We start from the raw sequence: 13,655 nt of genomic DNA on the forward strand, positions 1-13,655 counted from the left end.
CTTTCTGGCTTTTCATTGCCTTGTCGGCCTGCTGGTTGTAATCGGCGCCTTTTTCTTATTATTCGAATAACCTGTTGTGTAAGCTTCTCAAAGCCTCTGTTTTATATTCGCTTAAAATTAAAAGCGAAACGTTATAGTTACTTCCACCATATGAAATCATACGGATCGGAATGTGTTTTAATCCTTCTAAAACCCTACTGGCGAAACCGTGTTTCTCTGAACCGAAATCGCCCACTACACACACAATACTGTGATTGGTATCTACTTCAACAGTTCCAAAACTTTCCAGTTCTTCAATAATCTGTGGCAAATGCGCGGTTTCATCAATGGTTAAAGATACAGCTACCTCAGAAGTGGTAATCATATCAATAGGTGTTTTGTAACGTTCAAAAACCTCAAAAACCCTGCGTAAGAAACCATACGCCAGCAACATCCGGCTGGATTGGATGCGGATTGCCGTAATACCATCTTTAGCGGCTATTGATTTAATTTTACCCTTTTCGCTATTATGGGTAATTAAAGTGCCGGCAGCAGAAGGTTCCATGGTATTCAGCAAACGAACCGGTATCTTATATTTCTGTGCAGGGAAAACAGATTGAGGGTGTAAAATTTTAGCCCCAAAATAAGCCAGCTCAGCTGCTTCATCAAATGATAACTGCGCAATTGGTTTGGTTCCTTTAACAATACGAGGATCGTTATTATGCATCCCGTCTATATCTGTCCAGATCTGAACTTCTTCGGCCATAATTGCCGCGCCCAATAAAGATGCGGTATAATCACTACCACCACGGCGCAGGTTATCAACTTCACCAAAACTGTTGCGACAGATGTAACCTTGTGTAATGAAGAGTTTATTGTCTTTATGTTGTTCCAGCAACGGCATTAAGTGCTTTGTGGTAAATGGAATGTCAGGTTCATTATCCTCATCCGTTTTCATAAAATCCAAAGCAGGCAATAGTACAGATGGTACGCCAATGGATTTTAAATAAATATGGTATAAAGTGGTTGATAAAAGCTCCCCTTGTGCCAATACCACTTTCTCTTCAATCGATGTGAAAATATCATTGGCTAAACCTGCCAAAAAGTTGAAGTGATAATCGATTACTTCATTGCCCTGTTCCTGAAATTCGGCAGCAGGCAATAATTCAATCACAAACGTCTTATATTTTTGATACAGGTTTTCTACGGCTTCGCTTCCCTTCTTCTTATCGCCAGCTAAAAAATGAGTTGCAATTTCTACTAAACTATTTGTAGTTCCAGACACGGCTGATAAAACTACAATCTGCTCTTCATTTGGATTAATGATATCCAACAATTTCGTCATGCGCTCAGGACTACCTACAGAAGTACCCCCAAATTTTAATATTTTCATTTACTTGCTAATGGTTTTAAAAGGTAACGAAACGTTCAGTTTTTTTATCCCAGGGCTCGGTTTAAAAGTTTATGATGATTTCGTTTATTTATAAACTGTTTCTAATCCATGATTATGCGAGGAGAACCTTACTGATTTTGCAACGATTATTAAAAAAGTTAAAATCGCCTCACATTAATAATGGATTTTCTTTATTATTGTATCGGGGCGTGAAATTAAACAAAAGCAGCTTAAAAGCAACACCCTCAACAAAATAAAATTTGGATGAATTGAAATAAATATCTTCAAACCAAACCTCATCCATTAAAATTTGTTCATCACGAGATATTAAACTAAAAAAAACAGCTCAATGCAGGCAATTGACCAATCAACGCAAGCCACCATTAATAAATGGTTAAATGGAAATTATGATGAAGATACCAAGGCTGAAATCCAGTCCCTTGTAGATAAAAATGCAACAACCGAACTAACTGATGCATTTTACAGAAGTTTGGAGTTCGGAACTGGCGGTTTACGTGGTATTATGGGTGCAGGTTCTAACCGTATAAACAAATACACCATAGGAACGGCTACACAGGGATTAGCCAACTACCTAAACAATAAATATCCTAACGAACAGATCAAAGTGGCGATTGCGCACGATAGTCGCAATAATTCAGATTACTTTGCAAAAATCACTGCCGATGTGTTCTCGGCCAATGGCATATACGTATATTTCTTCTCTGGATTAAGACCAACGCCAGAGCTTTCTTTTGCTGTACGTCATTTTGGTTGCAAAAGTGGTGTAATGTTAACGGCATCGCATAACCCTAAAGAGTATAATGGTTACAAAGCTTACGGTGCTGATGGAGGTCAGTTTACTTCTCCCGATGATAAATTGGTGATTGATGAAGTAAATAAAATTAAAAGCATAGATGAAGTAAAATTTGATCGCGTTGATGCAAACATTCAATTGATTGGTGAGGAGGTTGATCAGTTATATCTGGATGGCATTACAGCACTATCGATTTCCCCTGATGCGATTAAAAGACAGCAGGATTTAAAAATTGTATACTCTCCTATCCATGGAACTGGAATTACATTGGTTCCTAAAGCTTTAGCGCAGTTTGGCTTTACGAACGTAACCATTGTTGAAGAGCAAAGTACGCCTGATGGTAATTTTCCAACTGTGGTGTATCCTAACCCGGAAGAAAAAGATGCATTGACTTTAGCGATGAACAAAGCTAAAGAAATAGATGCTGATTTAGTTCTGGCAACCGATCCTGATGCTGACCGCGTGGGTATTGCCGTTAAAAACAATAATGGCGAATGGGTATTGCTTAACGGTAACCAAACAGGCAGTTTGTTGATTAATTACTTATTATCTGCCTGGCAAAATAGCGGTAAATTGGATGGCAATCAGTTTATTGTAAAAACCATTGTAACCTCTAACCTGATCGAAGAAATTGCCAAAAAGAAAAATGTAACCTACTATAATACGTTAACCGGATTTAAATATATCGGACAGTTAATGACCGAACTTGAAGGCAAAAAGTATTTTATCGGTGGTGGTGAAGAAAGCTATGGCTACCTGATTGGTGATTTGGTACGCGATAAAGATGCTGTGGTTTCTGCCGCTTTCATTTCTGAAATGACGGCGTATTATAAAGATAAAGGTGCTAGTTTATACAATGCCCTGTTGGATATGTATGTAGAGTATGGTCTTTATAAAGAAGACCTGGTTTCGCTAACCAAAAAAGGTAAATCCGGTGCTGAAGAAATCAAAGCCATGATGGTTAAATTTAGAGAAAATCCGCCTGCAACTTTGGGTGGTTCTAAAGTATCGGTATTAAAAGATTATGAATTAGGACAGGAAACAGATTTATCAACGGGAAAGATAACCAAACTGGATTATCCTACCTCTGATGTTTTACAGTTTATTACCGAAGATGGCAGTATTGTTTCAGCCCGCCCGAGTGGTACAGAGCCTAAAATCAAATTCTATTGCAGTGTAAATGCACCTTTAGCCGATAGAAAAGATTTTGATTCGGTTAATGCAAAGCTTGAAGAGAAGATCAAAACGGTTATGGCCGATTTACAGGCATAATTTTAATACTTAATTATAGTTCTAGTTGTCACATCGAGCTTGCCGAAACGCCTTTTAAACATCCACAAGAGGTTCTTCGGCAATCAACCATTGACAGAATCTACTACTACTGGTCTTAGCGTCTCGCTAAGACCTTTTAATTGCTATATAGCGGCGGATTAGTGCGGAGGATTTCGATCAATGCCATTTTACTTTATGTTTCCAATAGTGAGTGTTATAATTGTTATACTCTTCTATATCGGGACTTGGTGATGTAAATTTATTTGTCAGAAGTCAGGAGACCTGGTCAGCAGGTATAAAGCCGACAATTTTGAACGCCGGACTTCTGAGGTTTTAGGTAATGAATAAGGCAAGAGTTCAAGAACTATTGCTGAAAGATATGATGCATATGTTCTGACCGCTCAAACTTCCTACTTTCGGACATCTGACCCAGACTTTTCCAAACATTAAAGATCTAAATAAATACCTTGTATATTTGCATCTTTAAAATAAGATCATGAATAAAATCACAATTTATTTAGCTACGTCCCTGCTAGCTGTTTCTATATTTTCGGCTTGTAAACAAGAAAGAAAGCTTCCATTTTATGGAGAACGCCATGCAGAAACCGTTAAAGATGCTGCAGGTGTAGAGAAAATTGACACCGTTTATCAAACCATTCCTGCCTGGTCTTTCCTGAACCAGGATAGTGTGATCACCACAAATAAAGCTACTGATGGAAAGGTTTATGTCGCCGATTTCTTTTTTACTTCCTGCACCACCATCTGCCCTACCATGCACCGCAATTTAATGACGGTTTACAATGATTTTAAAGCCAATCCAGACGTAATGTTTGTATCACACACGATTGATTTTAAATATGATAAGCCTCATGTTCTTAAAAAATATGCTCAGAAGCTAGGTGTTGATGGTCCTAAATGGTTATTTCTTTACGGAACAAAAGATAGCGTATATACCTTGGCCGAAAAGAACTACTTAGTTGCTGTTGGCGAAGACAATACGGCTAAAGATGGTTATATCCACCAGGGTTATCTGGTTTTGATTGATAAAGACAGACGGATCCGCGGCGCTTATGATGGTGCTAAAGCAGACCAGGTAGCGCAATTGAAAAAAGATATTCCGGTTTTACTGGCAGAGTATAAAAAGTAATCATCAGTCTTCATCTCTATCCGTTAGGGATGAAGATTTTACAATAAACATCCATGCGTAAGTACATTATCAATGCACTCTTTTTTATCTCACTGGTTGGCATTATCGTTTCCTGCCAGAATCAGGAAACCATTGACCTACAGAACTACATGTCGAATGGAAAAGATATCTATAAAACTAAATGTCAGAACTGCCATGGTGAAAATGGTGAGGGTTTGGGTCAGCTCGCTCCCCCGTTAACTGATTCTGTGTTTTTAAAGGCAAATAAATCCCGTTTAGCGTGTTTCATTAAAAATGGAGTAAATGAATCATTAGTTGTTAACGGGAAAGAATACATGGAAAAAATGCCTGCTTTTCCGGAACTGGCTGATATTGATGTGGCGCAGGTAATGGTTTACATTACCAATTCATTTGGCAATAAGCAGGGATTTGTGCCTTACTCGCAGGTTTCAACAGATTTGGAGAATTGCAAGTAAATATTATTACGTATATTTAAAGTGACAACGATAACTCTTCAAGTTCCAGATAGCTTAGGTAGGCATGAGCATGATACGGTACATTTTATCGCAGCAAAGCTGTATGAATCTGGAAAATTATCATTGGGTCAAGCTGCTGCTATGGCTGACTTATCTGTACGTATCTTTTCTGAATTACTTTCAGATTATGATGTTCGTTAATCAATTATTCTGTTTCAGAAATGTTAAAAGATGCAGGAAAAATAAGAAATCGTAATCGCTGATACAACCTGTTTCATTTTATTGGAAAATATCGGAGAGCTTAATCTTTTAAAATCTCTTAGTCACCACAACTATAATCGCAAAGGAATTTGGTTCCCCTTTGCCTGATTGGATTGAAATCAGCACACCAAAAAACATTTCATTTCAAAATTCCCTGGATCTCGAGGCTGGTGAAGCAAGTGCTATTGCATTAGCAACAGAATCAGAAAGTTCTCATCTCATTTTAGATGATAATAAGGTGAGAAAAACAGCCGAACGGTTACAGCTTCTTTACACGGGTACATTAGGCATAATTTTAAAGGCAAAAAATGTTGGTTTGATTACTTCAGTTAAACCTGTCTTTCAAAAAATACAACGGACAAATTTTAGATTTTCTCAAAAGGTGCTAAATGAAATATATGCATTCGCTAATGAATAGTATTATGACTATTGTAATAAAAAACCCATCTTTGCGCAAAATGCAGGTTGTTCTATCGCTGTTCCGAATAAAATCGGAAGAGAGGAAAGTCCGGGCAACGCAGGGCATCCCGCTTTCTAACGGAAAGGGGTTCAGGAATGAAAACCTGGACCACGGATTAGTGCAACAGAAAATATACCGTCCCGGTTTTACATCGGGATAAGGGTGAAAACGTGCGGTAAGAGCGCACGAGCATTGCAGGCGACTGCAGTGGTTTGTAAACCCCGGGAGTTGAAAGACCAAATAGGCTAACATCCTGACTTACCGTCGGGATAAAGGGCTGCCCGTCCGATGTTAGTGGGTAGGTCGTTAGAGATAAACGGCAACGTTTATAGTAGATAAATGATAGAAATCCTGAGCGATCAGGAGACAGAACCCGGCTTATAGACCTGCATTTTTTTTACTCACTTAATAAAATGCGCTTGGCTTCGCCAAGTTTAGCATCTTCCGCCTCACCTAATACAGGAAATTTCAAATCGAGGCTTTTTAATTTGTCTTCAATAATTTCGCTTATTGCCAGCCTGGCGAACCATTTTTTATCAGCAGGAATAATGTGCCAGGGCGATTCCGGTGTGCTGGTTTCGTTAATTGCACGTTCGTAGGCATTCATATATTGATCCCATAATGCCCTTTCTTCAATGTCTCCTGAAGAAAATTTCCAGTTTTTGGTGGGGTCATCAATACGTTCTAAAAAGCGTTTTTTTTGCTCATCCCGGCTTACATTTAAAAAAAACTTTAAAACAACTGTTCCATTGGCGGATAAATGTTCTTCGAAATTTTTAATGCTCTTATAACGCTGTTGCCAGAAATTTTTGCTGATCTTTTTAACATCACTAAGGCCTGGTATATTTTCGTTTAAAATATATTCGGGATGCACCTTGCAAACCAATACATTTTCATAGTGGGAACGGTTATGGATCCCGATTCGTCCACGTTCAGGCAGCGCCTTATAATGTCGCCACAAAAAATCGTGCTCATATTCTTTTTGCGTAGGCGTTTTAAAGCTATAAACCTGACATCCCTGTGGGTTTAGCCCGCTCATTACATGCTCAATAGCGCTATCTTTACCGGCAGCATCCATAGCCTGGAAAATAATCAGTACCGCATGTTTCGCGGAGGCATACAATTTTTCCTGTAAATGACTCAGCGATATTTTCGAGTTTACCAGGGCATCTTTCGCTTTTTCTTTGTTATAACCGCCTGTAAAATCAGTTTTATGGTTTTTTAAGGAAAATTTCTTATCTCCCTGTACAATTAAGCCTTTAAATTCGTTTTTCATCATTATATTATTTCCAGGTAAACCGATGCGTCGATAATTTAAATATAGAACTAAAAAATAAGTAAATTAAATCCGTTAATTTGCATACAGAGTTTTTTATATTTAACGCCACAGCTTTTACCTTAAGATTATCTTATCCAATATGTTTAAAGAGATAAAAAACAAGTACTTACGTTATTTTGCCATAGTTTTATTTTTTATAATAATTTTCTTTTCCGCTCTGCAATTAAACTTTTTATGGTTGTTTGGCTATTCACCAAGTGTTCGGGATATTAAAGCACCTACGCTACGTGTGGGTTCTGAACTTTACACTGCAGACGGCAAACTAATTGGAAGATACTTTAAAGAGAACAGAACGCCTGTAAATTACAATGATATTGCACCGAGTGTAATACATGCGCTGGTTGCTACTGAAGATGTACGTTTTTATAAACATTGGGGAATTGATGTGCAGGCCGTGGGGCGGGCAGTTGCTGGCTTAGGGAAAGATGGTGGTGCCAGTACCATTACCCAGCAATTGGCCAAAAACCTCTACCGTACGCGTTACAATAAATCGCAGGGATTATTGATTAAGATACCTTTGGTGAGAACTTTGATTGTAAAGTTAAAGGAATGGATGACGGCGGTAAAATTAGAAGCCAACTATTCTAAAAACGATATCATTACCATGTATCTGAATACCGTTTCTTTCGGTAACAATGCTTACGGCATAAAAACGGCCAGTAGGATTTACTTTGATAAAGAAACCAAAGACCTGGCCACTACAGATGCAGCGATGCTTGTAGGGATGTTAAAAGGAACTACCTTATATAATCCAACCAAAAATCCTGAAAAAGCTTTGGAAAGAAGAAATGTAGTGTTGGCACAAATGAACAAGTACAACTACCTAAGCAAAGATAGTTTGACCCAATTATCAAAGGAGCCTGTTAAATTAAAGGAAGGTAAAATGCAGGATGGCAGCGACGGCGATTCTTATCTGAGGGCAGCTGTGGCAAAATATTTAGAGAAATGGTGTACTGATAATGGTTACGACCTGTATGAGGATGGACTAAAAATTTACACCACTATCGATTCAAAACTGCAGAAATATGCTGAAGAAGCTGTTGCCGATCAGATGAGAATTTTGCAGCGCAGGTTTTACAGCGTTTGGGGCAATGAAGATCCATGGTACGATTCGGAAAAACACAAAGTTGATTATCCGGATAGAGCGATGAAAAACCTGCCGATTTATGCACTTTTGCAAAAAAAGTTCCCCAACCATCCGGATTCTGTTACTGCCTATTTCAATAAAAAGAAAAGGATGCAGGTTTTTACCTATAAAGGCGATCGTGATACTTTGTTCTCCACTCTGGATTCGATCCGTTATTACGGAAAAATCATGAATACCGGAATGATGACCATGGAGCCCGCAAGTGGAAAAATTAAAGTTTGGGTTGGCGGCATCGATCACAAATTCTTCAAATATGATCACGTTAATCAGGCTAAACGCCAGGCAGGTTCTACCTTTAAGCCATTTGCTTATTTAACAGCTTTAGAACAAGGGATGAGTCCTTGCGATAAATTTACCGATAAACCGGTTAAAATTGCTTATCAGGACAAAGGTGAAACCAAATATTGGGAACCGAAAAATGCCGATTATAGTGTTTCTTACCGTGAAATGAGTTTGCGCTGGGCAATGGCTAAATCGGTAAATACCATTACTGCACAGGTAACCGAAAAGGTGGGTTGGGATAATGTAGTTAAGTATGCACACGAATGCGGGATTGACAGCCATTTGGAGTCTGTACCTTCCGTAAGTTTAGGTTCGAATGATGTTACCGTTTACGAAATGGTAAAGGCTTATGCTACCTTTATGAATAAGGGGATTAAAACAGATCCCATTTTAGTGGAAAAAATTACCGATCAGGATAATAACCTGATTGACGAGTTTAAGCCTAAAACAAAAAGGGTTCTGTCAGAAGAAATCGCCTGGTTAATGACCTATATGTTCCGTGGTGGTATGGAAGAACCTGAAGGTACCTCACAGGCATTGTGGGAATGGCCAGACTTGTTCAGAAAAAATAATCAGATTGGCGGTAAAACAGGTACCTCATCCGATTATGTAGATGCTTGGTACATGGGCTTAACCAAAGATCTGGTAACCGGGGTTTGGGTGGGTTGCGACGAAAGAACCGCACACTTCAAAAATGGTGAACAGGGAGAAGGATCAAGAACGGCACTACCTATTTTTGCAAAGTTTATGGAAAAGGTATACCTCGACCCAAATTCAGGTTATACTTATGGCCCTTTTCCAAAAGCTACCGTTGATATTACCCGTACTTACAATTGTCCTAGTCCGAGAGTTGTTAGGGATACTACATCAACTGATAGTGTAGCTGTTGATTCTACTGATTTTACCGTCCCTACCGAATTGCCGGTTACTACTGAGCCTGTAAACAATGAACCTGAAGTTAAAAAAGAAGAAAAGAAGACAGATCCTGTTCAAAATCCCGTTACTCCTACCGTTCCACTTACCAGAAAAGAAGAACGTGAACTGAGAAGAAAACAACGTCAGGAAGAGAAGGAGAAAAAGAAAAACGAAGAAACTAATCAGCAATAGTTTGTTGGACAGAAATAACAAAAATAGTTTACCATACGTGTAAAATAGCGAGTATAATTTTAAAAAAGTGTTAAATTTTTAATACTCTTTTAAACAATTGCTACTTTTATTTCCAGAACTTTTTACCATTTCATTTTCATAATTTTTTGAACAGACATCACTAAAACCACATATATGAAAATAGGCTCTACTTTATTTAGGCGATATTCTCCTTTGTTGCTCCTGCTTATTCTTTCTTTTTCAGGTAAGGCCCAATACTTTGGACAAAATAAGGTTAGATATAAAAAACTCGACTTCAAAGTTTTACAAACGCCTCATTTTGAGATCTATTATTATATCAAGAACGATAAACTTTTAAAACGTTTTTCGCAGGAAGCCGAAACCTGGTACAAAATGCACCAGGAAGTTTTTAGAGATACTTTTTTAAAGAAAAATCCTATCATTCTATATAACAACCATCCCGATTTCCAGCAAACAACGGTACTTAACGGAGAAATTGGAATCGGTACCGGTGGGGTTACCGAGGCGTTAAAAAACCGTGTAATTATGCCTGTTATGGAGTTGAATAGCCAAACCAGACACGTTTTAGGCCATGAGCTGGTTCATGCTTTTCAATACCATTTGCTGTTAGAGAAAGATTCGATCAGTTTAGAAAACGTCGGACAAACGCCACTATGGATGGTTGAAGGGATGGCTGAGTATTTATCCATCGGAAAAAAAGATGCATTTACTTCCATGTGGATGCGCGATGCCATGTTGAACCGTGATATACCTTCGTTAAAAGATTTAACCAATTCCAATAAATATTTTCCTTACCGTTATGGTCAGGCATTTTGGACTTACATCGGTTCCCAATATGGCGATACCACCATTGTTCCGCTATTCAAGAATACGGCAAAATATGGTTATGAAAATGCCATAAGGTATACCTTCGGGTATGATGATAAAACATTATCGGGTTTATGGAAAAATTCCATTGATGCACATTATAAGCCGATGTTGAAAGCAGATAGTTCGCAGATTAAAATTACCGGTACAAAAATTATCGACAATAAAAATGCCGGCAATATGAACGTCGCCCCTGCCCTAAGTCCGGATGGAAAATATTTGGCATTTATGTCTGAGAAAGATCTTTTTGGTATAGATTTATTTCTCGCCGATGCCAAAACCGGTAAGATTATCAGAAAACTCAGCAGCCAGATCTCCAATGGGCATATTGATGATTTCAATTTTATAGAATCGGCTGGCGCATGGTCGCCGGATAGCAAACAATTTGCTTTTAGCATCTTCAGTCATGGTAAAAACCAGATGATGATTATCGATGTTTCAAACGGATCTACCATATCTCAAACGGCCATGGGGCAGGTACAACAGTTTGGTAATTTAACCTGGTCACCAAATGGAAAAGATATTGCTTTTTCAGGTATGGTTGAAGGGCAAAGTGATATCTTTTCTTATAATCTGGATACCAAAGCAGTAACTCAGATTACCAATGACGTTTATTCTGATTATGCCCCAAATTACTCGCCTGACGGTAAGAAACTGGTGTTTTCGTCTGATAGAGCAGCCATTCAGGCCAATACAATTAATGCCGTGCTGCCTATAAACCTTGCTGTTTATGATATTGCTACTAAAACAGTAAGTAATTTAGATGTTTTCCCTGGAGCTAACAACCTGAATGCCCAGTTCTCATCAAATAGCCAAAATATCTATTTTTTATCAAATAGAGATGGGTTTAGGAATTTGTATAAATACAACTTTGCTGATCATTCGGTTGATCAGTTAACCGATTATTTTACTGGAATTAGCGGGATTACCGAATTTTCTCCTGCCATTTCGGTGTCGGCAACCGATGATATTGTTTATAGTTATTATCGCTACCAGCGTTATACCCTTTATAATGCTAAATTAAGCAGCTTTACAGCGAAAAGAATTGGTAATCACGAAGAAAATTTTGATGCTGCCATTCTTCCTCCAATGGAAAACATTGGCGTAAATATCATCAATTCTAATTTAAATAATTTCGACCGTTTCGAAAAAATAGTTGCCGATTCCATGAAAACGGTACCTTATAAACCAAAATTCAGGTTAGATTATTTAGCAAATAGCGGTGTAGGTGTTTCAACCAGTCGTTTTGGAACCGGCGTTGCTGGCGGAATTGTAGGCATGTTCAGCGATATTCTGGGTACCAATCAAATTATTGCCAATATTTCTGTAAATGGTGAAATTTACGATGCTGGTGGATTAGTTGGTTACATTAATCAGAAAAGCAGGATAAACTGGGGGGCAGCCGTTTCGCATATCCCTTACGTATCTGGTTTTAGGTCTTATGGCTATCAAAACATACCCACAGGAGATAATACTACCATTAATGCACTGGCAGACCGGACAGATATTATCAGGACCTTTGAAGATCAGTTTCAGGTTTTTGGGGCTTATCCATTTAGTAAAATACATCGTTTTGAGTTAGGCGGTTCATTTTCGCATTATGGCTATAGGATTGATCGATATAGCAATTACTATAACGCTGACGGTTACTACATTGGTTCAGATCGGAGCCGGATTTCTAACGATGTAGCTTCTAATGATTATGGAATTCCATTTAATTCTTTTACACTGTATCAATTAAATGCCGGATTTGTAGGTGATAATTCAATATTCGGTCTTACCGGTCCGCTTGATGGTTTCAGGTACCGGGTAAGCGGCGAAAAATATTTAGGCACTTACAACTTCGCCGGTGTAACAGCAGATCTCCGTAAATATTGGAGGGCTAAGCCGGTAACATTTGCGGTAAGAAGTTATAATACCTTAAGAATTGGTAAAGATGCAGACAGGCTTTACCCAATGTATGTTGGTTATCCCTATCTGATCAGGGGGTATGAATCAAACTCCATTTACAAAAGCACTTCTGCACAGTCTTCAGAATCTTTTGATATTAACCAGCTAACAGGAAGTAAAATAGCTGTTTTTAATTTCGAAGTACGACTGCCATTTACAGGGCCTAAAAAATTAACAGCTATACCTTCTAAGTTTTTATTCTCAGATTTGAATTTATTTTTTGATGCAGGACTGGCCTGGACGAATGATACCCAGGTAAAATTTAAAGGTGAACCAACTTATACAACTCAACCTGTTTTAGACGCAAATAAAAAACCGGTTGTTGACGAAAAGGGAAAGCCGGTTACCTATCAGGCTACAACAGAGCGTGTGCCGGCAATGAGTGTCGGTATTTCTTTAAGGGTTAATGTTTTTGGCTATTTTGTACTCGAACCTTATTACGCGATCCCTTTTCAAAGAAAAGATGTTAAAACCGGAGTATTCGGTTTAACGTTTGCGCCAGGGTGGTAAATTGAGTTAAGGGATCGATTTAATAATCGAATCAGTTAATCATCTGTTAGCCTTTAGATTATAAATATTAATTTTAGCTTGAATGATCAGGGTGACCAATCCTGATCATTCAAGCATTTTTATATATTTATAGATCATGATTCATATTCAATCGGCAAGCGTTAAAGCTTAAACCTGGCTAAGAGAGGCTTGTAAATGAGAGTTTAACCTGGTTATTGATATTGCGGTGTAGCAGGATATTTTCGAAATCAAGACCAATGGTTAAATCAATCCAATCCGGATTACAGGATCTTACCAAACGTTCTTTTTGCATACGTGTAAAGCGGCTAATTGATTTAAAGCGTATCAAAGCCTGTGCTTCAGTTTTAAATTCCTCAAAATAGACCAAACGGGTTAATTGCTGACCGTTATCAAAAAACAAGTTTGGCATCTGTTTGTAGAAATCAAGGGTTTTGATCAAATCTGAACTCATGCCTACGTGCATACTTGTACGGTTTCTGTCGGTAACGATATAAACAAATTTTTTCATGATCTTATGTTTAAAATTTAAAACTAAACTATTTAGTATACTTTCTTGCAAATCAAAATAATATTACTAACTTTATGAGCATAAAATTACTAACTATTTTA

The 13,655-nt window shown here is 38.1% G+C and carries 10 protein-coding genes and 1 other RNA gene; 8 read left to right on the top strand and 3 right to left on the bottom strand.

All coding sequences use genetic code 11. The annotated features are described in order from the left end of the window. Positions 1-58 precede the first annotated feature (58 nt). The gene (locus tag BM107_RS00260; protein WP_090978966.1) at positions 59-1,372 is read right to left on the bottom strand and encodes an aspartate kinase; all 1,314 of its coding nucleotides are present in this window, start codon (positions 1,370-1,372) and stop codon (positions 59-61) included. Between the two features lie 349 nt (positions 1,373-1,721). Here BM107_RS00260 and BM107_RS00265 point away from each other — a divergent pair, with 349 nt between their 5' ends. The 6 genes from BM107_RS00265 to rnpB all read left to right on the top strand — a co-directional run bounded on the left by BM107_RS00265 (position 1,722) and on the right by rnpB (position 6,199). Then, complete coding sequence (locus BM107_RS00265) at positions 1,722-3,458, top strand: phospho-sugar mutase (protein WP_090978969.1); 1,737 nt, start codon at positions 1,722-1,724, stop codon at positions 3,456-3,458. Between the two features lie 496 nt (positions 3,459-3,954). Then, positions 3,955-4,605 (top strand): SCO family protein, encoded by a 651-nt coding sequence (locus BM107_RS00270; protein WP_090978972.1) that lies wholly within the window; start codon positions 3,955-3,957, stop codon positions 4,603-4,605. 53 nt (positions 4,606-4,658) lie between these two features. Continuing rightward, positions 4,659-5,081, top strand: a complete 423-nt coding sequence (locus BM107_RS00275; RefSeq protein ID WP_090978975.1) for a c-type cytochrome — start codon at positions 4,659-4,661, stop codon at positions 5,079-5,081. A gap of 21 nt (positions 5,082-5,102) precedes the next feature. Further along, positions 5,103-5,282, top strand: coding sequence for a UPF0175 family protein (locus tag BM107_RS00280; RefSeq protein WP_208864304.1), 180 nt, complete (start codon positions 5,103-5,105; stop codon positions 5,280-5,282). Positions 5,283-5,442: 160 nt separating this feature from the next. After that, positions 5,443-5,760, top strand: coding sequence for a PIN domain-containing protein (locus BM107_RS00285; RefSeq protein ID WP_208864305.1), 318 nt, complete (start codon positions 5,443-5,445; stop codon positions 5,758-5,760). A gap of 39 nt (positions 5,761-5,799) precedes the next feature. Then, positions 5,800-6,199: RNase P RNA component class A (gene rnpB / locus BM107_RS00290), an RNA gene on the top strand. Here the strand turns inward: rnpB and BM107_RS00295 are convergent. Further along, a complete protein-coding gene (locus tag BM107_RS00295; protein WP_090978978.1) occupies positions 6,200-7,081 on the bottom strand; it encodes a polyphosphate kinase 2 family protein in 882 nt (293 codons plus the stop codon). It lies immediately after the preceding RNA gene. Between the two features lie 139 nt (positions 7,082-7,220). Between BM107_RS00295 and BM107_RS00300 the strand changes: the two genes are divergently transcribed. Both BM107_RS00300 and BM107_RS00305 read left to right on the top strand, forming a co-directional pair. Continuing rightward, complete coding sequence (locus tag BM107_RS00300) at positions 7,221-9,677, top strand: transglycosylase domain-containing protein (RefSeq protein WP_090978982.1); 2,457 nt, start codon at positions 7,221-7,223, stop codon at positions 9,675-9,677. Positions 9,678-9,851: 174 nt separating this feature from the next. Next, entirely contained in the window at positions 9,852-13,025 is a 3,174-nt protein-coding gene (locus tag BM107_RS00305; protein ID WP_090978985.1) for a peptidase MA family metallohydrolase, read from the top strand. Positions 13,026-13,203: 178 nt separating this feature from the next. On the opposite strand, the gene BM107_RS00310 is transcribed toward BM107_RS00305, so the two are convergent. Continuing rightward, complete coding sequence (locus tag BM107_RS00310; protein ID WP_090978988.1) at positions 13,204-13,554, bottom strand: GIY-YIG nuclease family protein; 351 nt, start codon at positions 13,552-13,554, stop codon at positions 13,204-13,206. Between the last annotated feature and the right edge of the window lie 101 nt (positions 13,555-13,655).

Origin of the sequence: Pedobacter suwonensis (assembly GCF_900111825.1) — a bacterium.
Taxonomy (GTDB): Bacteria; Bacteroidota; Bacteroidia; order Sphingobacteriales; family Sphingobacteriaceae; genus Pedobacter; species Pedobacter suwonensis.